General features: G+C 59.2%; 18 protein-coding genes. 12 read left to right on the forward strand and 6 right to left on the reverse strand.

Going from position 1 to position 21,381, the window contains the following annotated elements; translation table 11 throughout:
- Positions 1–265: 265 nt before the first annotated feature.
- Positions 266–481 carry a DUF1127 domain-containing protein gene (locus tag ACXAH3_RS01850; RefSeq protein WP_474860365.1) on the reverse strand — a complete coding sequence of 72 codons (216 nt, stop codon included), beginning with the start codon at positions 479–481 and terminating at the stop codon, positions 266–268.
- Between the two features lie 479 nt (positions 482–960).
- Here ACXAH3_RS01850 and ACXAH3_RS01855 point away from each other — a divergent pair, with 479 nt between their 5' ends.
- The 10 genes from ACXAH3_RS01855 (at position 961) to ACXAH3_RS01900 (ending at position 13,284) form a co-directional block, all read left to right on the forward strand.
- Positions 961–2,034: an Mrp/NBP35 family ATP-binding protein gene (locus ACXAH3_RS01855; RefSeq protein WP_474860366.1), complete on the forward strand. Its 1,074-nt coding sequence runs from the start codon at positions 961–963 to the stop codon at positions 2,032–2,034.
- 665 nt (positions 2,035–2,699) lie between these two features.
- Positions 2,700–3,203 (forward strand): division/cell wall cluster transcriptional repressor MraZ, encoded by a 504-nt coding sequence (gene mraZ, locus ACXAH3_RS01860; RefSeq protein ID WP_474860368.1) that lies wholly within the window; start codon positions 2,700–2,702, stop codon positions 3,201–3,203.
- A gap of 1 nt (position 3,204) precedes the next feature.
- Complete coding sequence (rsmH, locus tag ACXAH3_RS01865) at positions 3,205–4,209, forward strand: 16S rRNA (cytosine(1402)-N(4))-methyltransferase RsmH (protein WP_474860369.1); 1,005 nt, start codon at positions 3,205–3,207, stop codon at positions 4,207–4,209.
- A 5-nt stretch (positions 4,210–4,214) separates the two neighbouring features.
- On the forward strand, positions 4,215–4,553 hold the full coding sequence (ftsL, locus tag ACXAH3_RS01870; RefSeq protein ID WP_474860370.1) for a cell division protein FtsL: 339 nt from the start codon (positions 4,215–4,217) through the stop codon (positions 4,551–4,553).
- Positions 4,553–6,358 (forward strand): peptidoglycan D,D-transpeptidase FtsI family protein, encoded by a 1,806-nt coding sequence (locus ACXAH3_RS01875; protein ID WP_474860371.1) that lies wholly within the window; start codon positions 4,553–4,555, stop codon positions 6,356–6,358. Before ftsL ends, ACXAH3_RS01875 begins: the two co-directional genes overlap by 1 nt.
- A gap of 31 nt (positions 6,359–6,389) precedes the next feature.
- Entirely contained in the window at positions 6,390–7,868 is a 1,479-nt protein-coding gene (locus ACXAH3_RS01880) for a UDP-N-acetylmuramoyl-L-alanyl-D-glutamate--2,6-diaminopimelate ligase (protein WP_474860372.1), read from the forward strand.
- Positions 7,865–9,280 (forward strand): UDP-N-acetylmuramoyl-tripeptide--D-alanyl-D-alanine ligase, encoded by a 1,416-nt coding sequence (locus tag ACXAH3_RS01885; protein ID WP_474860373.1) that lies wholly within the window; start codon positions 7,865–7,867, stop codon positions 9,278–9,280. The genes ACXAH3_RS01880 and ACXAH3_RS01885 overlap by 4 nt, the downstream gene beginning before the upstream one ends.
- A gap of 21 nt (positions 9,281–9,301) precedes the next feature.
- Entirely contained in the window at positions 9,302–10,384 is a 1,083-nt protein-coding gene (mraY, locus tag ACXAH3_RS01890) for a phospho-N-acetylmuramoyl-pentapeptide-transferase (protein WP_474860374.1), read from the forward strand.
- A gap of 99 nt (positions 10,385–10,483) precedes the next feature.
- Positions 10,484–11,890 (forward strand): UDP-N-acetylmuramoyl-L-alanine--D-glutamate ligase, encoded by a 1,407-nt coding sequence (murD, locus tag ACXAH3_RS01895; RefSeq protein WP_474860375.1) that lies wholly within the window; start codon positions 10,484–10,486, stop codon positions 11,888–11,890.
- A gap of 107 nt (positions 11,891–11,997) precedes the next feature.
- Complete coding sequence (locus ACXAH3_RS01900) at positions 11,998–13,284, forward strand: DUF3422 family protein (protein ID WP_474860376.1); 1,287 nt, start codon at positions 11,998–12,000, stop codon at positions 13,282–13,284.
- Here ACXAH3_RS01900 and ACXAH3_RS01905 read toward each other — a convergent pair.
- From ACXAH3_RS01905 to ACXAH3_RS01920, 4 genes are all read right to left on the reverse strand, one after another.
- Positions 13,217–14,281 carry a YeeE/YedE family protein gene (locus tag ACXAH3_RS01905; protein WP_474860377.1) on the reverse strand — a complete coding sequence of 355 codons (1,065 nt, stop codon included), beginning with the start codon at positions 14,279–14,281 and terminating at the stop codon, positions 13,217–13,219. The two genes, ACXAH3_RS01900 and ACXAH3_RS01905, sit on opposite strands and share 68 nt — an antisense overlap.
- Before the next feature lie 196 nt (positions 14,282–14,477).
- On the reverse strand, positions 14,478–15,377 hold the full coding sequence (locus ACXAH3_RS01910; protein WP_474860378.1) for an ABC transporter permease: 900 nt from the start codon (positions 15,375–15,377) through the stop codon (positions 14,478–14,480).
- Entirely contained in the window at positions 15,370–16,380 is a 1,011-nt protein-coding gene (locus tag ACXAH3_RS01915; protein ID WP_474860379.1) for an ABC transporter permease, read from the reverse strand. Before ACXAH3_RS01915 ends, ACXAH3_RS01910 begins: the two co-directional genes overlap by 8 nt.
- 66 nt (positions 16,381–16,446) lie before the next feature.
- Positions 16,447–18,156 (reverse strand): peptide ABC transporter substrate-binding protein, encoded by a 1,710-nt coding sequence (locus ACXAH3_RS01920; RefSeq protein ID WP_474860380.1) that lies wholly within the window; start codon positions 18,154–18,156, stop codon positions 16,447–16,449.
- 346 nt (positions 18,157–18,502) lie between these two features.
- Between ACXAH3_RS01920 and ACXAH3_RS01925 the strand changes: the two genes are divergently transcribed.
- On the forward strand, positions 18,503–19,666 hold the full coding sequence (locus tag ACXAH3_RS01925; protein ID WP_474860381.1) for a M20 aminoacylase family protein: 1,164 nt from the start codon (positions 18,503–18,505) through the stop codon (positions 19,664–19,666).
- Between the two features lie 85 nt (positions 19,667–19,751).
- Here the strand turns inward: ACXAH3_RS01925 and moaA are convergent, their stop codons facing one another.
- Positions 19,752–20,759: a GTP 3',8-cyclase MoaA gene (moaA, locus tag ACXAH3_RS01930; protein ID WP_474860382.1), complete on the reverse strand. Its 1,008-nt coding sequence runs from the start codon at positions 20,757–20,759 to the stop codon at positions 19,752–19,754.
- 158 nt (positions 20,760–20,917) lie between these two features.
- On the opposite strand from moaA, the gene ACXAH3_RS01935 reads away from it, so the two are divergent.
- Entirely contained in the window at positions 20,918–21,319 is a 402-nt protein-coding gene (locus tag ACXAH3_RS01935; RefSeq protein WP_474860383.1) for a D-galactarate dehydratase, read from the forward strand.
- Positions 21,320–21,381: the final 62 nt, after the last annotated feature.

Raw genomic sequence — 21,381 nt, forward strand, 5'->3', positions numbered from 1 at the left:
GGAGGAGGAGTGAGGCCCGGCACTGCGACTTGGGTCGGGAGGAGGTGACCCGCGTCAAATCGAAACGTTCCTGGGAGGAGGGTGGAACGCCCCGAAATTTGGGGGTGCGGCGATGTCAGGGAGGAGGAAGACATCGCCGCGGCCCAAGGACTGTCGGGAGGAGGATGACAGTCCGAAGCTTTTGGGCGGCGAGATCAGGGAGGAGGAGAGACCTCGCCGCCATTCGTGTTCACCACCTGGGAGGAGGGTGGCGGTGAACCGAAAACTAGTTGTCGTATACAGCCATCCGCGCAACGAAGCGGATCGAGCTGCGGCCAATACCCAGATCGGCCAGTTCGCGGTCGCTCAGCGCGTTCAGTTCCTTGACGGTCTGACGATAGGTCTGGCGGGCTGCGCGGTTTTCTTTCCAACCTGCGATCAGCGCTGCAAAACGGTCGCTCAGGCTTGCCTGAGCCAGATTGATTTCACTTGCATGTGCCATTGTGCTTACTCACTTTCAGTCGCAGAACTCTGCGAATTTAAAGCCCGTAATTCTGGGCAGAACTTGTTTCGTTAGCGACAACATCGTCGCTGTGAGATAAACATGGGGCTAATGCTGCGGTTGCACAACACCCTAGAAAATCAAACCAGACATGCGTCTGGTGCATAGGTAAAATGTCAATAAAATAGGCGTTTATGTGGCAAATTTTCGGTTTTGCCTTGAAATGCTGCAAAGCAGAAACTTTGACGCGAAGGGTGCCGTAGGGGAAGTTTTCATTGTTAAGCAATTGCGGTGAAATTGAGCGCCCGTTTGGTGTGCTCTGATCAGAAGGAGGGATGGGGTCTAAAGGGCAAATCAGATGGCAAGGGTCCCCTATTTGGCAAAAATGATTCGTTTATCCGCGCGTGTGTTGGATTGAATTGCCCTTGCGCGCCCGTAGAAAGTCGCCAAGTAAAGAGGTCAGGATCAAGGAGGCTTCAATGGCGGATGTAAAAGACAGGATAATGGGGGCGCTTTCGGCGGTGGCTTTGCCCGATGGAGGCGATCTGGTGTCGCGCGACATGGTGCGTGCCTTAACGGTCGATGGGGCCGCTGTGCGGTTTGTGATCGAAGCAAGGTCGCCTGAAGAAGCCGCAGGGCTTGAGCCGCAGCGCCGAGCCGCCGAAGCCGCCGTAGCTGATCTGCCGGGGATCGAGACAGTCTCGGTCATCTTGACAGCGCATGGATCCGCGCCGGCCAAACCCGCGCCCAACCTGAAAATCGGTGGGCATCCCAAGCCGCAAGCTGGCCCGTTGCAGGTTCCTGGTGTGGCGTCGATTGTCGCCATTGCCTCGGGCAAGGGTGGGGTGGGGAAGTCCACGCTTAGTTCTAATCTTGCTGTGGCCTTGGCTAAGCAGGGGCGCAAGGTCGGGCTTTTGGATGCTGATATTCTTGGCCCGTCTCAGCCACGCATGATGGGTACGAATGAACGGCCCGGATCCTCTGACGGCGACATGCTGACCCCGGTCACGGCGCATGGGGTCAAGATGATGTCCATCGGTTTGATGCTGAAATCCGAACGCGAGGCAGTGGTCTGGCGTGGTCCCATGTTGATGGGCGCACTGCAACAGATGCTGTTTCAGGTCTCGTGGGGGCCGCTGGATGTGCTGCTGATCGATCTTCCACCCGGAACTGGCGATGTGCAGCTTACATTGGCGCAAAAGGCGCAGATCAGCGGGGCGATCGTGGTATCGACCCCTCAAGATGTGGCGCTTTTGGATGCGCGCAAGGCTATAGACATGTTTGATAAGGTGAAGGTGCCGATCCTTGGGCTGGTCGAAAACATGTCGTCCTATGTCTGTCCCAGCTGCGGTCACGAGGCGCATCTGTTTGGCCATGGCGGCGTCAAGGACGAGGCCGCCACCATCGGCGCACCTTTCCTGGGCGAGATCCCTTTGTCACTTGATGTGCGGCTTGCGGGCGACGGGGGAACTCCGATTGCGGCTGGTGACGGCGCGGTGGCCGATGCCTATGCCAAATTGGCCCAAGATATGGTCGCGCGCGGGATCGCCTGATCCGACCTTGCAGTAGAGACATTATATATAAGAGTGTCTGCGACGCCCGGTGCCTTGAGCGCCGGGCGTTTCGATTCCGCGCAGTTGGGGTTCTGGGAAATTATGGGCTTCATATGGGATGTCTGCGATTTTTCGTCGGTTCGGGACGGGGCAAAGCAGGTGGTCAGTGGGTGTTCGAAGCGGTTGTGGCGAAAAAAGTGAAAAAATTTGGATTTCATGGGAAAGAGCAGTTTCTGCGTATGAGACACTATATATAGTGATGTCTGGTCATTTGATGTCTACATGCCGGATTGAGCCCCAATATTTCTGCATTTGCGCGCAAATTTTTGTCGCTCAAATCCGGCCAAGGGCAAGAAATCCCGCAAAAAACTATTGCTTCCCATAAATTCCCAAGCTATCCATGTATTCAAGATGAGGACGGGACAGAAAGAGGCGATAAGACCTCGCAGACACTCCCAAGTCAGGTTTCATACAGGCCCCGCTTTCATCAACGAAAGAGATCCGGCGCGTACGCGAGCAGACATCCCCCCAGGTGGCGCGCGCAGCTGGGCACCCCGGAAACGGGACAGGCGGCGGATTGGTCAGTGGCAGCTAGATCAATTCGCCGTTTTTAATTCCAGCCTCTGCCAGGGTTGAAGGGACAGTTATTAAAGGGGGCCGCGCAAGTGGCACGTAGGTTCAGAGGTGAAAGCCACCACAAGGTGGACACGAAGGGCAGGGTCTCGATCCCCGCCCTGTTTCGCCGTGTTCTGGAAGCTGGCGACCCCGATTGGACCGATGGTCTGAACCCCAATCTTGTCATTGTCTATGGCGACCACCGCCGCAACTATCTGGAAGCCTATACAATCGAAGCGATTGACGAGGTTGATGACCAGATCGCCAAGATGCCGCGCGGCTCGATGGAACGTCGGATGTTGGAGCGTCTGTTCAACGGGCAATCCTTCCCCACAACTGTGGATGAAACCGGCCGTCTGGTGCTACCTGCCAAGCTGCGTCAAAAAATCGGGCTAGAGAAAGAAGCGTTTTTTATCGCCACCGGCGACACGTTCCAGATCTGGAAGCCCGAGACCTATGAAGAGGTTGAAGTCGCCAAGACTGAAGAGTGGCTGAACGAACAGTCAGAAGATTTCGATGTGTTGACCCTGCTGGGCAGTCAGGGGGATGGATAAGATGTCTGACCCGGCTGCCACCGAAAAAACAACTGTAAAACGACCGCATATCCCTGTCCTTCTTCGGCCGCTTCTAGAAGCGGTCGCGCCTGTTTCTGGCGACTGGGCAGATGGAACGTTCGGGGCAGGGGGATATACGCGCGGATTGCTGGACGCCGGGGCCGACTGGGTCTGCGGGATTGACCGCGATCCGATGGTGTTCGACATGGCATCAGACTGGGCGGGCGACTATGGCGACCGGCTGGCCCTGCGCGAAGGCACGTTTTCCGAAATGGACACATTGGCAGGCAAGCCCTTGGATGGTGTTGTTCTGGATCTGGGCGTCAGCTCGATGCAGTTGGATCTGGCCGAACGCGGTTTTTCCTTCATGAAAGACGGCCCGTTGGACATGCGGATGAGCCAATCTGGCCCTTCGGCCGCCGATCTGGTGAATGAAGCGGATGCCGATACGCTGGCGGACATCCTGTATCACTACGGGGAAGAGCGTGCTTCGCGCCGCATCGCACGGGCGATTGTGAAGGCGCGGGATGAGGCCCGGTTTGAGACAACGTTGCAACTGGCAGACGTGATCGAAAAGAACCTGCCGCGCTCGAAGTCTGGCCAAAGCCACCCTGCGACGCGCAGCTTTCAAGCCATCCGCATTGCGGTGAATGACGAATTTGGTCAATTGATTGAAGGGCTTGAAGCTGCCGAACGCGCTCTGAAACCCGGCGGCAAGCTGGCCGTTGTGACCTTCCATTCGATGGAGGATCGCGTGGTCAAACGTTTCTTGCAGGCGCGTGCGTCCTCGGGCGGGGGCGGGTCACGTTATGCGCCGGAGGCTGCGGAAGAAACTCCGCGTTTCAAGCTGACCCCGCGCAAAGCCATCGGCCCCGATAAAGACGAGTTGCAGGAAAATCCGCGCGCCCGGTCCGCCCGTCTGCGCGTTGCGACCCGCACGGATGCGCCTGCTGGACCCTCGGACCGCAAAAAACTTGGCTTGCCGCCCCTTGTATTTAAGGACTGATCGTAATGCGTAGTTTGCTTTATATTGCTTCCGCCCTTGTTGTGATGGGCTTGGCCTATTGGGCTTATTCCGAAAACTATAAGACGCAAGCCTCGCTGGATCGTTCGCACAGGTTGCAGGGCGAGATCGGACGCATGCAAGAAGAGCTGGCCGTTTTGCGCGCTGAATGGGCATATCTGAACCGCCCTGATCGCCTGCGGGATCTGGCCGAGATGAACTATGACAAACTGGAACTGAACGTGTTGGAACCGGGCCAGTTTGGCCGCGTCGATCAAATTGCCTTTGTTGACGATGACCTGCCCGAAATCACCGACGCTGTGGATGTGATGGGAGAGATCGAATAATGACCCGTGTCCCCCTCCGCCCTCTTGCTCGCATTCTCGAAGCTCGCGCTAAGGGTGAGAACCCCGATGCGATTGAACGCGAGAACTTGCGCCATCGCCACGACCAGATCCGCAATGAATCACGTCTGCGCTCGGAAGGGCGTTTGTTGGTTCTGGCCGGGTTCTTCCTCTGTGCCTTCGCGACCGTTGGCGTCCGCATGGCAACCCTGTCCGCGTCCGAGGCACAAGAGCCGCGCGCGCAAGCACCGGGGGCATCCATCGCCACTGCTCGCGCTGACATTCTGGACCGTCAGGGCCGCATTCTGGCAACGAACCTCGTGACCCACGCGCTCTATGCTCAGCCGCATCAGATGGTGGACCCGGAACGCGCCGCGAGTGAGTTGGTGCGTATCTTCCCGGATCTGGAGCATGAACGCCTGATTAAGGATTTCACCGGATCGCGTAAGTTCCTGTGGATCAAGAAGAAAATCAGCCCCGAGCAAAAACAAGCCGTGTTTGACATCGGTGAACCCGGCCTTCTGTTTGGCCCGCGCGAGATGCGCCTGTATCCGAACGGCAAGTTGGCGGCCCACGTGTTGGGCGGGGCCAGCTTTGGCCGCGAAGGTGTGTCGGCGGCCGAGGTGATCGGCGTGGCCGGCGTTGAAAAGCAGTTCGATGATTATCTTCGTAACCCGGCCAATGGCGGTGCGCCGCTTGAACTGTCCATCGACCTGTCCATTCAGGACGCGGTCGAGCGTGTGTTGCACGGCGGCATGAAAATGATGAACGCCAAGGGCGCAGCCGCGATCTTGATGGATGTCCACACGGGCGAGGTGATCTCGGTCGCGTCATTGCCGGATTTCGATCCGAACAACCGTCCGCGTCCCTTGACCGTGGCGGATAAGGGTAAGGATCAGTCCGATAGCCCGCTGTTCAACCGTGCGGTGCAGGGGGTCTATGAACTTGGCTCGACCTTCAAAATTTTCACCGCCATTCAGGCGATGGATCTGGGGCTTGTGAACCCGAACACGGTGATCGACACGGGTGTGCCGATGAAGATCTCGGGCTTCCGCATTGGCGAGTTCCGTAACAAAAACTATGGCGAGCTGTCGGTGACGGACATCATCGTCAAAAGCTCGAACCGGGGGACGGGGCGCATGGCGCTTCAGATCGGGTCCGAGCGTCAGAGAGAGTTCCTGAAAACCCTTGGTCTGCTGGACCCCACCCCGTTCGAAATTGTCGAGGCGACGGGTTCGACACCTCTTGTTCCAAAGAACTGGGGCAAGCTCAGCTCGGTCACGATTTCTTACGGGCACGGTATCTCGAACTCGCCCATGCACTTGGCCGCAGCCTATGCCGCGATTGCCAATGGTGGCTATGCCGTGAAGCCCACAGTGTTGAAACAGCACCACGTTGAACGCGGCCCGCGCGTGATGAGCGAGGCCTCGGCCGCTGCGGCGCGCGACATGTTGCGCAAGGTGGTTACAGAAGGCACCGCCAGCTTTGGCGAGGTTCAGGGCTATCTGGTCGGCGGCAAAACCGGTACAGCAGACAAGCCCAAGCCGAACGGCGGATATTATGATGACAAAGTGATCAACACATTTGCCAGCATGTTCCCGACCGACAACCCGAAATACGTGCTGATCGTCACGCTGGATGAACCGGTCGAGACCTCGGGCACCAAGCCGCGCCGCACCGCTGGCTGGACTGCCGTTCCGGTTGCTGCCACGATCGTCGAACGTGTGGCGCCCCTTTTGGGAATGAAGCCGCGTGAAACCCGCGTTGAACCTTTGGACGCAACTGGGGTAACACTCACGTCGAACTGATAAGGCGGATTGCAAACAGATGGGTGCTGAGATGGTAACGAAATCCCTGGGTGAACTGGGGCTCAGCGCCCGGGCAGGGCGTGACGCGCAAGTGACAGGACTGTCGGTGGACAGCCGTCTGGTGAAACACGGCCATTTGTTTGCAGCACTTCCGGGTGCGAAATTGCATGGCGGCGAGTTCATTCAATATGCGTTGCGTATGGGGGCTGCGGCGATCCTGACCGATCCCGAAGGCGCAAAGATTGCGGAAACCGAACTTGCGGCGTCGGACGCCGCAGTCGTTGTCACCGAAGACCCACGCATGGCGTTGGCCTATACGGCGGCCCTTTGGTTCGGCGCTCAGCCCGAACATATGGTGGCCGCAACAGGGACAAACGGGAAGACGTCTGTCGCCAGTTTCACCCGCCAGATTTGGACACTTCTTGGCATCAAAGCTGCCAATCTGGGCACGACGGGCGTTGAAGGTGCGTTCACAGCGCCTTTGTCACACACCACGCCCGAGCCGATCACCCTGCATAAAGTGCTGGTCGATATGGCCGGAGCGGGCGTCACCCATGCCGCGATGGAGGCCTCGTCCCACGGGCTTTCTCAGCGTCGTTTGGATGGGGTGCGCTTGTCGGCAGCCGCCTTTACCAACTTTACGCAGGACCATTTGGATTATCACGAAACGTTTGAAGAATACTTCGCGGCCAAAGCGGGGCTGTTTGCCCGCGTCTTGCCCGAGGGCGGGACGGCAGTGATCAACATGGATGATCCCAAAGGGGCCGAGATGGCCACCATCGCCGAAGCACGCGGTCAAAACTTGATCCGTGTAGGTTTGGCGGATGGGTGCGAGTTGCAGCTTAAAGCCCGCCGATTTGACGCCACCGGGCAAGAGCTGATGTTCGCGTGGCAGGGTAAACCTTTTACCGCACGTTTGAACCTGATCGGGGGCTTTCAGGCCGAAAACGTTTTGGCCGCTGCTGGGTTGGCCATTGGATGCGGGGCCGAGCCCGAACATGTGTTTGAGACCTTCAAGGATCTGGAAACCGTCCGTGGCCGGATGCAACACGCGGCGACCCGTGACAACGGCGCGGCGGTGTTTGTGGACTATGCCCATACACCCGACGCGCTAAAAACCGCTTTGCGCGCCATGCGCCCGCATGTGCTGGGCCGTCTGGTGGTGGTGTTCGGCGCTGGCGGGGAACGCGATACCTCGAAACGGAAACTGATGGGGCAGGCGGCGGCAGAGAATGCCGATGTTGTCTTTGTCACCGACGACAACCCGCGCAGCGAAGATCCCGCCTTGATCCGCTCGATGGTGATGGAAGGCTGCCCCGAGGCGGTGAATGTGGGCGATCGGGCCGAGGCCATCTTGCGCGGCGTTGACGCTCTGGGACCGGGCGACACGCTGCTTATTGCGGGCAAGGGCCACGAGACCGGCCAAACCGTGGGCAATGACGTGCTGCCCTTTGATGACGTCGAACAAGCCTCGGTCGCGGTGGCGGCTTTGGAAGGACGGTTGGCATGAGCCTTTGGACAGCGAAAGACGCCGCAAAGGCCACAGGCGGCGAAGCACGCGGCGATTGGTCTGTCACCGGAGTATCCATCGACACGCGGACCATCGAAGCGGGCGATCTGTTCGTTGCCTTGAAAGCCGCGCGCGATGGGCATGAGTTTGTGTCGCAAGCGTTGGAAAAAGGCGCAGGGGCTGCTTTGGTCAGCCATGTGCCCGAAGGGGTCCAGGGCGACGCACGGCTATTGATCGTGGATGATGTGCTATCTGCGCTGGAAGATCTGGGCCGTGCCGCCCGCGCCCGCACAGATGCGCGTGTCGTGGCGGTGACCGGCTCGGTCGGCAAGACTTCGACCAAGGAAATGCTGCGGGCGGTTTTGGCGCGGCAGGGCAAGACCCACGCGGCCGAGGCAAGCTATAATAACCATTGGGGCGTGCCGCTGACTTTGGCGCGGATGCCGGCGGATACGGACTTCGCCGTGATCGAGATCGGCATGAGCAACCCCGGTGAGATCGAGCCACTGGCACAGATGGCGCGGCCCCATGTGGCGATGGTGACCACCGTCGCCGCCGCGCACCTTGAATCGTTTGACGACGTGGACGGTATCGCACGTGAAAAGGGATCCATTTTCAAGGGATTAGAAGGTGGAGGTGTTGCCATCATCAATGGCGATCTGGACACAACACCCGTGTTGCGCGCCGCTGCCGAAGGTTTCGTGACCGAAAGTTTCGGCGCGAATGCGGACAACGACCACCACCTGACCCATGTGTCCCTGACCCCGGATGCAACCATCTGCAAAGCGATGGTCGCGGGCCAAGAACAGTTGTTCAAAATTGCCACCGCAGGCCGCCATTTTGCCCGCAACGCGCTGGCCGTTCTGGTCGCCGCACGTGCGCTTGGCGCGGACGAGACTTTGGCCGCCCGCGACATGACACTGTGGCAGCCGCCCACCGGGCGTGGCACACGCGAAGATATCCTGCTGGACGCCCCCGAAGGGCTGAGCGTTACGCTGATCGACGACGCTTTCAACGCCAACCCAACCTCAATGGCTGCATCGCTCGAGGTACTGGCGACGATGACGCCCATCGACGGCGTTGGCGCGATCCACAAGGGACGTCGGATTGCCATTCTGGGCGACATGCTGGAGTTGGGGCCGGATGAGCTGGCCCTTCATGGCGACATCGCCGATCTGCCCTTCATTGAAGATATTGACGTGGTGCACTGTTCAGGCCCGCGCATGAAAACGCTGTGGGACCGGCTTACTGGCGATAAGCAGGGCGTTTACACTGAAACGGCCGACGATATGGCCGCGCAGGTGCACAGCCTGATCGACGCGGGAGATGTGGTGCTGGTCAAAGGATCGAAAGGCTCGCTGGTGTCCAAAGCTGTTGACGCGATCCGCAAAATGAGCCAAGCGCAAGGTTAATTAATAAAAGGGCCCTCATTCATGTTGTATTGGTTGACCGAGTTTTCGGATGGCGGCGATTTCTTCAACTTGTTTCGCTACATCACCTTCCGTTCGGGTGGGGCGTTCTTTACCGCGCTGATTTTCGGCTTCATGTTCGGCAAGCCCCTGATCAACATCCTGCGCCGCAAGCAGGGCAAAGGGCAGCCGATCCGTGACGATGGCCCCGAAAGCCACAAGGAAAAGCAGGGCACGCCAACCATGGGCGGGTTGTTGATCCTGTCAGCCCTTCTGGTGGCGACACTGATGTGGGCACGGCTGGACAATGCTTACGTCTGGATCACGCTCTTTGTGACCTATGGCTTTGGTTTGATTGGCTTTGCGGATGACTATGCCAAGGTTTCGAAGAACAACACGGCGGGCGTTTCCGGCAAGATCAGGCTGGCGATTGGGTTGGCAATTGCCGGGATTGCAGGCGTTTGGGCGGCAAGCGTGCATCCAGAAGGGCTTCAATACCAATTGGCCTTCCCAGTGTTCAAAGACACGCTTTTGTATATGGGCTTTCTGTTCATTCCCTTCGTGATGATTGTTATCGTCGGGTCGGCAAATGCGGTGAACCTGACGGACGGGCTGGATGGGCTGGCGATCATGCCAGTGATGATTGCGGCGGGCACTTTGGGCGTGATCGCCTATGCCGTGGGCCGCGTCGACTTTACCGAATATCTTGACGTGCATTATGTGCCCGGCACGGGCGAGCTGTTCGTCTTTACCTCGGCGCTGATTGGGGGCGGCTTGGGCTTTTTGTGGTACAACGCACCGCCCGCGGCCGTGTTCATGGGCGACACTGGTTCGCTGGCCCTTGGTGGGGCTTTGGGCGCCATCGCCGTTGCGACCAAGCACGAGATCGTGTTGGCCATCGTCGGCGGGCTTTTCGTGGTCGAAGCACTCTCGGTCATTATTCAGGTGCTGTATTACAAGAAGACCGGCAAGCGCGTCTTCCTGATGGCCCCGATCCATCACCATTTCGAACACAAAGGCTGGCAAGAGCCGCAGATCGTTATCCGCTTCTGGATCATTTCGTTGATCTTGGCGCTGATCGGGCTTGCGACACTGAAGGTACGCTAAGCGCCACCAAAGACTTTCCAATCGCCCCGCCCATCCGGCGGGGCTTTTGTTTTTGGGCCAAACCCTTTAGCGATGTTTCAAGACGGATAGGAGACACGCATGATCCCGGTTAAAGGTTACGTAGGGCGCAAAGTTGCGGTTCTGGGGCTTGGACGCTCGGGCCTTGCAACAGCCCACGCGCTAGAGGCCGGCGGGGCCGAGGCGCTTTGCTGGGATGATGGGCAAGAAGCCCGCGAGCGTGCCGAAGGGAAGGGGCTGATCCTGCATGACCTGAACAAGGGCAACGCGTGGGAAGATGTCTCGGCCCTGATCGTCAGCCCGGGCATTCCCCATCTTTACCCCGAACCCAACAAGCTGATCGCCCGCGCGCAAGAGGCTGGCGTGCCGGTCGACAATGATATTGGCCTGTTTTTCCGCAGCTTCGCCGATCAGGAATGGGACAATTTTGAAACGTTGCCGCGCATCGTGGCAGTCACTGGGTCCAACGGGAAATCCACCACCTCGGCCTTGATCCACCACGTGCTGGAACATGCGGGCAAACCCGCACAACTGGCGGGGAATATCGGGCGTGGAGTCTTGGACATTGACCCCGCCCATGACGGTGAAGTCGTGGTGCTGGAGCTGTCGAGCTATCAGACTGACCTTGCCCGTGCGCTGACCCCGGACATCGCGGTCTTCACCAACCTGTCGCCCGACCATCTGGACCGTCACGGTGGTATGGGCGGCTATTTCGCAGCCAAACGGCGTCTGTTTGCGGAAGGCGGTCCAGATCGTGCTGTCATCGGCGTAGACGAGGCCGAAGGGGCCTATCTGGCGGGGCAATTGTCTGAAGGCGCGGCGGATGATCGGGTGATCCGTATCTCGGTTGATCGCAAACTTACCGGGCCGGGCTGGCAGGTCTTTGCCCGTAAGGGGTTCCTGTCTGAATACCGAAAGGGGCGCCAAATCGCGTCGGTGGATCTGCGCGCCATCAAGGGATTGCCCGGCAGCCACAACCACCAAAATGCCTGCGCGGCTTATGCGGTTTGCCGCACCATCGGGTTGTCACCGAAGGTGATCGAAGCCGCCTTCCACGCTTTCAAAGGCCTGCCGCATCGCTCGCAATTGGTAGGTGAAAAAGACGGTGTGGCCTTCGTGAATGACAGCAAAGCGACCAATGTGGACAGCGCGCGCGCTGCGTTGGGAGCCTTCGACAACATCCGCTGGATTGCGGGCGGCTTGGGCAAAGATGGCGGTATCGAAAGCTTGTCGGATGCCCTTGAAAACGTGACCAAAGCCTATCTGATCGGCCATTCCGCGCGTGAGTTCGCGCTGCAATTGGGCGACGTCCCGTATGAGATTTGCGAGACGATGGAAAACGCGGTCGCCACCGCCGCCAAGGATGCCCAATCCGGCGACACGGTGCTTCTGGCCCCTGCAGCAGCCAGTTTTGACCAGTACCCCGATTTCGAAAAACGGGGCGAGGATTTCACCCGTCTGGTTCAGGACCACCTTCGGGATATGTGAGCGTTACCGGTATCCCGCGGTATGCTGAGATCGCCAAAAAACCCTTGTTTGTAAGGGGTTGCAATGTGTCGCGTCTCTGTTACGACTTGCGATAAGGAGACACGCGTATGATGAACCTGACCGATCACCCGGGCCGCTATGAGCTTGCGAACGAGCTGCACGCCCGCCCATCGCCCGCGTTAAGCGCGCCGGGGACGGCGGTCTATCTGGCTATCAAGCGCCCGGAAAACGCGGCCAACCGGGATCGCGAGGCGGATCGCCAGCATCTGATCGCGCTTCTTGACCGTTTTGGCGCGCCGCATCCCAGCCCCGGATCGAACCACTATTTCGGTGCGGTCGGACGGTATTACCTGAAATGGGAACAGCATAACGAGTTCGTCAGCTACACCGTGTTTTCAGACGGAATATCGTCGCGGGCCTTTGACCCTGCGGCGTTTGATGTTTTCCCGGATGACTGGCTGGCCGACGCGCCGGGTGCGCGCATCACCTCGGCCCATATACGTGTTCAGCAGATGCCGGGCACCGAAAAAGAAATGGACAAGCTGGTACGGGAATGGTTCGTGTCGGACAGCATCGCGTCGACTTGGGTGATCGACCACTCGGCCATGTTGGCGGGCGATTTCCGCATTGATCCCGCGGGCCATATGCGGTTCGTGGCCTTCATCGCGGAAGGGACGAGCAAGCGTCGGATCGGTCGGATCGTCCAGCGCCTTTGCGAGATCGAGACCTATAAAGCCATGTCGATGCTGGGTTTCCCAGTTGCGCTCGAGATCCATCGCAAGCTGCGCCATCTGGACGGAGAGCTGACCCATCTGGTCGGCGCGATGACGCGCGGCGATGATCGCCCCGAAGCCACGCTGGGCGAGCTTCTGAATATCTCGGCTAAGTTGGAAGAGCTGATGGCCTCGACCTCGTTTCGGATGGGGGCGACGCGGGCCTATGAAGCCATTCTGAACCAGCGCATTGGCGCCTTGCGGGAAGAGCGTTTTCGTGGGCGTCAGACGCTGAGCGAGTTCATGATGCGCCGCTATGATCCTGCGATGCGCACGACCCGAAGTGCGGCGACCCAGCTTGAAACCATGAGCGCCCGCGCCACCCGCGCGGGCGAGTTGTTGCGCACCCGTGTCGATGTTGAACGGGCCGAGCAAAACCAAACGCTTTTGGAAAGCATGGACGCGCGCGCCAAGATGCAGCTGCGCCTGCAAGAAACGGTCGAAGGGCTGTCCGTCGTTGCGATCAGCTATTACGCCGTCTCGCTGGCGGGCTATCTATTTTATCCGCTGGCGGGTGCGCTTGGCGTGTCCAAAGGAATGCTGACGACGCTGCTTACGCTGCCTGTGGTGCTTTTGGTGTGGCTGTCTGTGCGTCGAATTCGGAAGTCGCTGGGGCATTAAGACGAGCGTCGACACGGGCCGCAATCCATGCGCCTGCGACAATGGCCAGAAGCGCAATCGTCGCGGCGGTCGACAGGGTAGCCACGCCCGATAGGCCAGCACCGACGGTGCAGCCGCCCGCAAACACGCCGCCTATTCCCATCAGCACGCCACCAGAAAGGTAGCGACCCATTTGGCCAGCGCCCTCAAACCCTTGCCATGCAAAGCGTCCGGCGATTAGGGCAGACAGGGCGGCCCCGATGATGACGCCGCCGACCAAGCCAGTGCCGAAGTTGCCGCCTACGGCGCTGGACGCAGCGGTCCAGAACAGCGTATCGGCCAAGGGCAATGTGAAGGACAGGCTTTCCACGGCAATCGGATCGAATTCGTCCGCCAAGACCAATCCGGTTCCCAGCCAGCCCAACGGCACCAGTATACCCAGCAGCACGGCCAACAAGATTGTGCCAACCTTGGGGCGTGCTTGAAAGATAAAGAACGCGGCAAGAAGAACGGGAATTGCAACGAACACCAGAGGCAAAGAGGGGGCGGGGATCTCAACCGCGCCAAGTGTCGTGCGAAGCGGAGAGAAAACGCCCTTCAAGGTGGCTTGCGCGGTCAGCGCGGCGACACCGATTACAACCACGGCCCGCAGATTGCCTGACGACCCAAGCACGACAAGCCGTGACAGGCAGCCGCGTGTCATGACCATTCCGGCACCGAACATCAATCCGCCAACCAGAAGAGACAAGATTGACAAATTGGGTGCGTGATAGCGGTGGTCGCCAAACTCGATCAAACCCGTCATGACAGCGCCTTGAGTGCCGATGACGGCAACCGCCAAGGCTGTCAGCCAAACTGCTAGCGCCTGACGGCCTTCGCTGCCTGTCCCGACAATACCGCGACGCAGACAGAAGCGTGTGATCTCGGCTAGAATGCCGAAAGCCGCACCAAGGCCCAGCCCGAACAGGATCGAGGCTGTGCGTGGGGTCAGGGTTTCAAAGCCTAAGGTCTCAAACATCTTCACGTCTCCGCATTTGGGAATGTGTTCTCTCTGCCGTGAGAATTCACATACATCAAGCTTTGAATGTGTCTGGATATCGCCCGAAAGTGGGAAGGTGTTCTGCATACAGGGGTAGTGCGGAAAATCGGACTGAGATTCTGTATCGGTGCAGATGTATGGACTAATTTTCGGCGATTCATTGCGAGACCTGTCCCTAATTGCGTCTGCCTGTACCGCGCGGATCCATCGCATCCCGCAGCCCATCTCCAAGGTGATTCGCGCATAAGACGGTCAACGTGATCATCAGCCCCGGCCAGATGGCGCGGGCGGGTGTCAGGGTCAGGTACTCGGTCCCGTCATAGAGCAGCCGACCCCATGTCGGGTGGTCCGGCGGAAAGCCAAGCCCAAGAAAGCTGAGCGCGCTTTCGGTAATGATCGCATTGGCCAGCCCCAGCGTCGCCGAGACGATGATCACCCCCATCACATTGGGCAGGATGTGCCGCCGGATCAGCCCCAATGGGCGCAGGCCAAGGGCAGTGGCGGCTGTGATGAACTCGCGCTTCTTCAGCGCTAGCACTTCTGCCCGCAGGATCCGTGCGGTTTGCATCCAACTGGTCAGGCCAATCATCGCAACGATCAGCAGAAAGATCCCAGCCTCTGCCCCCAAAAGGCTGCGAAGGCTGTCACGCCACAGCATGATCGTGACCAAAAGCAGGGGGAGAACGGGCAAAGCCAGAAACAGGTCGGTCAGGCGCATCAGCGGGGCGTCGAGCCAGCGGACCATGCCCGCAAGTATGCCGACTGTGGCGCCGATTATGACCGACAAGCCCATAGCGACCACGCCCACCAAGATCGTCACGCGCCCGCCTTGCAGGACGGCAGCGAACAGATCGCGGCCAAGGTGATCGGTGCCCATCGGGTGCGACAGGCCGGGGCCGAGGTTGCGGGCGGTGACGTTGATCTGCCCCGCGCTGTGGGGCCACAGGGACGGCCCGATCAGGACGGCCAGAAGGATCAGTGTCAACAGGTAGCCACCAATCACAGCGCCTTTGTGCCGCTGAAATCGCTGCCAAAACCCATTGGCGCGCGCGCTAAGGGCGGTCAGATCAGTCATAGCTGATCCTCGGATCCAACAGGCCATAGGCGATGTCCGCCAGCAGGTTGAACAGCACGATCAACACTGCAAACAGGAAGGTCAGGGTTTGAACCACGGGTAAGTCGCCGCTTTGGATGGACGAAATCAGCAGCTCTCCGATCCCGTTGATCTTGAATATTTGTTCGGTGATGATCGCACCTGCCAACACCTGAGGGATGCCCAAAGCAATCACCGTCACGACCGGCAAAAGGGAATTGCGGGCAACATGGGCCAGCAGGACGCGGGGCTCGGAAGCGCCTTTCGCGCGGGCTGTGCGGACATAGTCGTGGTGCAGATTGTCCAGCATCGAGGCACGCATATAGCGGCTGATTTGGGCGGCGTTATAAAGCGCAAGAATGGTGACGGGCATGATCATCTGCCGCAGTTGAACCAGAAAGCTGTCCCATCCGGTGACGGCCAGCGTCGTGTCATAGACGGAAGGAAACCAGTTCAGTTTCACCGCGAAGATTACGATCATCACGACGCCCAGAAAGAAAGACGGCACTGAATAGCCGATCATCGAGATGAAGCCGCCCAGATGGTCGAACCAACCATGTTGGCGATAGGCCGAATAGATGCCGACGGGCAGGGCGATCAAGATGCCCAGTACATAGGACAGACCCACGACCCAAAGTGTCTGGGGCAGACGCTCGGCGATCAGGTCCACCACGGGCGCACGCGAGGCCCAGCTGAGGACGCGCAGGCGGTCGGGGTCTCCGAAGCTGAGGCCCGTCAGGTTCGTCAGCCAATTCAGCGGTTCATGGAGGAAAAACTGTTTGCACCAAAGCAGATAGCGGGTCAGCAGAGGATCACCGATCCCCAACGCCTCGCGCAGTTGGGCGCGGGTTTCGGCTGGGATCGACATGGGCAGGTTGGCGGTCGGGTCATTCGGGGCCAAATCCATCAGAAGGAAGATGGCGAAGCTGATGAAGATCAGCACGGGAACCGAGAAAGAAAGCCTGCGCAAACAATAGGTTAACATGGGCGATAGACGGCCTTTGGTTCCGTGGAGCGACCCAATACTGGCCGCGCCTTCAGTCTAGCGGTCTTACTTGGCGCGGGTCCAGTCCGCGATGTTCCAAAGTTCGCTGTCCCAAACATTCATCCGCACGCCCTGAAGCGTATTGGCATGGGCCGAAACCTCGCCGCGGTGCACCAGTGGGATCAGCGCCCCCGCCTGCATCAGCATATCGTTCAGCTGTTTCGAGATCGCGATCCGTTCCTCGATTTTCACCGTGTTGCCAAGTTGGGCCAGCAGGGCATCGTAGTCAGGATCGCAGTAACGCGGCACGTTCATGCCGGACCAGCCGTTTTCAGGCGTCGGGATCGCGGCGCAGGACCAGTTGTGCAGGTACGGTTCAGGATCGTTGCCGGGGAAGAAGTTGGTGAACATCTCAAGATCGGCATAGAACTTTTGATATGTGTCCGGGCTGGATTGGTCGCCGCCGAAGAAGACAGACGGGGCAAGGGCGCGCAGCTCGGTCGCGACGCCGATTTCAGACCACCAGGCTTTCAGCAGATCCTGCGTGGTCTGGCGCACGGGATTGACCGAGGTCTGATACAGCATGGTCATCGCCATGCCATCCTTGTCGCGGATGCCATCGCCGTCGCTGTCTGTCCAACCAGCCTGATCCAGCAAGGCACGGGCCGCGTCCAGATCTTGCGTCAGGCACGCGTCATTCGCGCCCGAGGCATAGATCGCAGGCGCGGCAAGCACATCACAGGTGGGACGGCCTGCATCGCCATATGCGATGTCGATCAGGGTGCTGCGGTCGATTGCCAAAGACAGGGCCTTCGTCACGCGCGGATCGGCAAGGAAGGGGTGTGCACCGCCTTCGCGGGTCGAACGCATGTCGCCCAGATCAGTCGCAGGGTTGGTCAAGTTGACCTGCAACCGCTCGACCGCCGTCCCGAAAGAGGATACCACCTGACCCTTGCCCGCAGACTTCATCTGACCCAGTACTTGCGGGTCAAGCTGAAGGTTCCAGGCATAGTCAAACTCGCCGGTTTCCAGCACGGCGCGGGCCGCACCCGAGGCATCGCCTCCGCCTTTGATTGTTACCTTGGCAAAGCCCGGTTTGTCCGCATCACGGTAAAAGGGGTTGATGTCATAGCTCACCACATCCCCCGACCTGAAGTCGGCGATCTGATAGGGGCCGGTGCCAATAGGGGCGAGGTTCTGCTCAGAGCAATTCAACGCCTTTGCACCCATGCAATCTGCGAATTGGGCCGCTTGCAGCACAGGAACCTCAAGTCCCACAAAGGGCGCATAGGGATAGGGTTTGGGCTTTGAAAAGCTGATCTTTACGGTGTGGGCGTCCAGCGCCTGCACCTCAACAACATCGGTGAATTTGGCGGTCATCTGGCAGCCGCTGTCGGCGTCCATGCAGTATTTGGCCGTAAAGACAACGTCATCAGCGGTGAAATCAGTGCCGTCAGACCATTTGATTCCGGGTTTCAGGGACCATGTGATCGACTGCATATCAGTGGCGACGCCGCCATTGCCCAGCGTCGGAATCGCTTCTGCCAACCAAGGGACCATCTGGCCTGTCTCGTCATGGCGGGCCAGCGGCTCTAACACGATCGAGGCCGGTTCAGAATCTTTAGGGCCGGATGCCAGATAGGGGTTTAGCAGGGTCGGGGCCTGCCAATAAATCAGGTTCAAATTTCCTTGGTCCCCGCGTTCGGCATAAGCGGCAGATGACTGAGCGGCAAGGCCCAGAAAAGTTGTGGCAAGTGGTCTGAAGACGGCAGGCATCTTTATGCGTTCCCTAGATGTGTGCTCGTTCGAGGGTCGTCTGGTTTAGGCGAATTCGGCGCAAGTTTTTGTGTTCACGGCAGAAATCAAACTCGAACACTGGTGTTGCATACTGCCATTTCTAACTCTGATATGACACTGTATCGCAGGGCACGTGCAAGGGGCAGCGTCCGAGTTTCGCTTAAATCTCAGGGTTGTGGCATTTCTAATTAAAGTAGAAAATCAAGCCTTTGGCCCTAACTTCCAAAGATTTGAGAAAGCGTCACTTGAGGGTCGCCGAGTTTCTGGGCATTGTCTTTGGGACGGTGCAAATGCCGACCACCCCCCTAGCTGAAAGGATGCCCCTTTGCCGATCCGAAACCGTTTTTCCGAGTTGCACAAGGACATCACCGCGTGGCGGCAGGATTTCCATCAACACCCCGAGCTTCTGTTTGATACCCATCGAACCGCCGGGATTGTGGCCGAGAAGCTGCGCGCCTTTGGGTGCGACGAGGTGGTCGAGGGGATCGGACGCACTGGTGTCGTCGGAGTGATCCGCGGGCGCAAGACAGACTCGGGTAAGGTGATTGGGTTGCGGGCGGATATGGATGCGCTGCCGATCCATGAAGAAACGGGATTGGACTATGCGTCCAGCACGCCCGGCAAGATGCACGCCTGCGGCCATGATGGGCACACCGCGATGCTGTTGGGGGCGGCGCAATATCTGGCCGAGACCCGCAATTTTGATGGCACCTGCGTGGTGATCTTCCAGCCCGCCGAAGAAGGCGGCGGCGGCGGCCGTGTCATGTGCGAAGACGGGTTGATGGAGCGGTTCGGCGTGCAAGAGGTTTATGGCATGCACAATTGGCCCGGCCAGCCCTTGGGCGCGTTCGCGATCCGGCCAGGCCCGTTCTTTGCCGCCGCTGACTTGTTAGAGATCGAGCTTGTCGGGCGTGGTGGTCATGCGGCCAAACCTCATGACACGATTGACCCGGTGGTGATGGCTGCGCAGGCGGTGACTGCGCTTCAGACCATCGCCTCGCGCAATGCGGATCCGACTTTGCAGGTTGTTGTCTCGATCACCTCGGTCGAGACGTCGTCAACCACGTTCAATGTGATCCCACAATCGGTGCTTTTAAAGGGCACGGTCCGCACTCTTTCGCCTGAAATTCGCGATCTGGCCGAGACGCGGATTTCAGAGATTTGCAACGGGGTCGCCGCAACGTTCGGTGGCGAGGCCAAGGTTCGGTATGATCGAAATTATCCGGTGATGGTGAACCATGACGCCGAAACCGCCTTCGCCGCCGAGGCAGCGCGCAAAGTGTCAGGTGATTGTGCTGATGCGCCATTCGTCATGGGCGGCGAGGATTTCGCCTTCATGCTGGAAGAGCGCCCCGGCGCGTATATCCTTATGGGCAACGGGGACACCGCGATGGTCCACCACCCGGAATACAACTTTAATGACGAGGCGATTCCTGCTGGCTGCTCGTGGTGGGCGGAAATGGCGGAAAGCCGCATGCCGATTGTGTGAGATTGTGTAGGGAGAGGGGCTTTGCCCCTCTGCGCTTCGCGCATTCACCCCAAGGGACTTTCGACAAGAAAATAAAGAGCAGGCGTTAGCCGCCTGTGTGGTTCATGTGCCGGATCGTTTGGCCGCGGATTTCTTGACGGCTATAGTCGAAGTCGTGCCCTTTGGGTTTGCGCCCGATGGCGGCGTGGATCGCGTCGATCAGCACGGCATCGCTTTCAGACGAGCGCAGCGGCGCGCGCAGGTCTGACATGCCGTCATGGCCCAGGCAGGTGTAAAGCTGGCCGGTGCAGCTCATCCGGACGCGGTTGCAGCTTTCGCAGAAATTATGGGTCATCGGGGTGATGAAGCCGATTTTCTGGCCGGTTTCTTCGACGCGTACATAGCGGGCCGGACCACCAGTGTTGTCGTCCAGATCGGTCAGGCTCAGCTTGGTTTCCAGATGTTGGCGCAGCTTGGTCAGAGGCCAGTATTGGTCCAGCCGGTTTTCTTCACCCATATCGCCCATGGGCATGACTTCGATAAAGGTCAGGTCCATATCGCGGCTGGCGCACCAGTCGGCAAGGGCGAAGACCTCGTCATCATTAAAGCCCTTCAGCGCCACAGCGTTGATCTTGACGCGAAGCCCTGCGTTTTGGGCCGCATCAATCCCCCGGATCACGTTTTGCAAACGGCCCCAGCGGGTAATTTCGGCGAATCTTCCTTCGTCCAACGTATCAAGCGAAATGTTCACCCGCCGCACGCCTGCCTTGTACAGATCATCGGCGAAGCGATGCAATTGCGATCCATTGGTGGTTAGCGTTAGCTCGTCCAGCGCGCCGCTGTCCAGATGCCGCCCCATCGCGTCGAAAAAACCCATGATGCCCTTGCGCACAAGCGGCTCGCCACCTGTGATGCGCAGTTTGCGCACGCCCAGCCCGATGAAGGCCGAGCAGATGCGGTCCAGTTCCTCGAGCGTCAGAAGGTCTTTCTTGGGCAGAAAGGTCATGTTTTCCGACATGCAGTAGGTGCAGCGGAAATCACACCGGTCCGTGACGGATAGGCGCAGATAAGTCACCGGACGGTGAAACGGGTCGACAAGTTTGGGCGTTTCCATGCGAATGACTCTAAGCGCGGGCAAAGGTGCGCGCAAGTCACGGGCGCGTCATTTCAACCGTTGAAAGCGCGGACGTTTTGCGCCAGTTTGCCTGTATGAAACAGGTTATTCTTCTTTCCGCCACCTGTCTGGCCGTCACAGGTTGTGCCGGCGTAGACATGAACAATATTCTGCCGTCGCCGCCGCATTTGCGTCAGGAGCCGGCTGGACCGATCGTGCCCCAAGCCGCGCCGCCTGCGGATGCGACCACTGCGGACGAGTTTGACACCTCGACCGAGGATGATCGCGTGGCCGCTTTGGCCCCGGCGCCCGTCCCCGCTGGGGCTTTGGGCACAACCGTTGCCAATCTGGGTGATCCCACCGTGCCGGGCTTCTGGGTTGAAACCCCACTTGTCACGTCCGAGACCGAGGGGCGGGTGCAATCCAAGGCCACCGGCCGCACGGTCAAGGTGACGCTGCGGCCCACGACCACAGGCGGCAGCCGAATCTCGATTTCTGCGCTGCAACTGTTGGATCTGGACCTGTCCGGCCTGCATGAACTGGTGGTCTTCGGGTCGTGAGCCTTGTGACTGATGCGGCGTGGCTGAAGCTTGGCCGCGCCCGCAAGACGGTCTCGCCCCGG

The organism is Aliiroseovarius sp. ABM4_368 (assembly GCF_056161205.1).

What these genes read in the sequence shown, in the direction of transcription:
- ACXAH3_RS01920 (WP_474860380.1), bottom strand. Translation starts at nt 18,156, where the DNA reads ATGCCTGCCGTCTTCAGACCACTTGCCACAACTTTTCTGGGCCTTGCC.
- ACXAH3_RS01935 (WP_474860383.1), top strand. Translation starts at nt 20,918, where the DNA reads ATGAACAATATTCTGCCGTCGCCGCCGCATTTGCGTCAGGAGCCGGCT.
- murD (WP_474860375.1), top strand. Translation starts at nt 10,484, where the DNA reads ATGATCCCGGTTAAAGGTTACGTAGGGCGCAAAGTTGCGGTTCTGGGG.
- ACXAH3_RS01910 (WP_474860378.1), bottom strand. Translation starts at nt 15,377, where the DNA reads ATGACTGATCTGACCGCCCTTAGCGCGCGCGCCAATGGGTTTTGGCAG.
- ACXAH3_RS01850 (WP_474860365.1), bottom strand. Translation starts at nt 481, where the DNA reads ATGGCACATGCAAGTGAAATCAATCTGGCTCAGGCAAGCCTGAGCGAC.
- moaA (WP_474860382.1), bottom strand. Translation starts at nt 20,759, where the DNA reads ATGGAAACGCCCAAACTTGTCGACCCGTTTCACCGTCCGGTGACTTAT.
- ftsL (WP_474860370.1), top strand. Translation starts at nt 4,215, where the DNA reads ATGCGTAGTTTGCTTTATATTGCTTCCGCCCTTGTTGTGATGGGCTTG.
- ACXAH3_RS01885 (WP_474860373.1), top strand. Translation starts at nt 7,865, where the DNA reads ATGAGCCTTTGGACAGCGAAAGACGCCGCAAAGGCCACAGGCGGCGAA.
- ACXAH3_RS01905 (WP_474860377.1), bottom strand. Translation starts at nt 14,281, where the DNA reads ATGTTTGAGACCTTAGGCTTTGAAACCCTGACCCCACGCACAGCCTCG.
- rsmH (WP_474860369.1), top strand. Translation starts at nt 3,205, where the DNA reads ATGTCTGACCCGGCTGCCACCGAAAAAACAACTGTAAAACGACCGCAT.
- ACXAH3_RS01855 (WP_474860366.1), top strand. Translation starts at nt 961, where the DNA reads ATGGCGGATGTAAAAGACAGGATAATGGGGGCGCTTTCGGCGGTGGCT.
- ACXAH3_RS01880 (WP_474860372.1), top strand. Translation starts at nt 6,390, where the DNA reads ATGGTAACGAAATCCCTGGGTGAACTGGGGCTCAGCGCCCGGGCAGGG.
- ACXAH3_RS01875 (WP_474860371.1), top strand. Translation starts at nt 4,553, where the DNA reads ATGACCCGTGTCCCCCTCCGCCCTCTTGCTCGCATTCTCGAAGCTCGC.
- ACXAH3_RS01915 (WP_474860379.1), bottom strand. Translation starts at nt 16,380, where the DNA reads ATGTTAACCTATTGTTTGCGCAGGCTTTCTTTCTCGGTTCCCGTGCTG.
- ACXAH3_RS01900 (WP_474860376.1), top strand. Translation starts at nt 11,998, where the DNA reads ATGATGAACCTGACCGATCACCCGGGCCGCTATGAGCTTGCGAACGAG.
- mraY (WP_474860374.1), top strand. Translation starts at nt 9,302, where the DNA reads ATGTTGTATTGGTTGACCGAGTTTTCGGATGGCGGCGATTTCTTCAAC.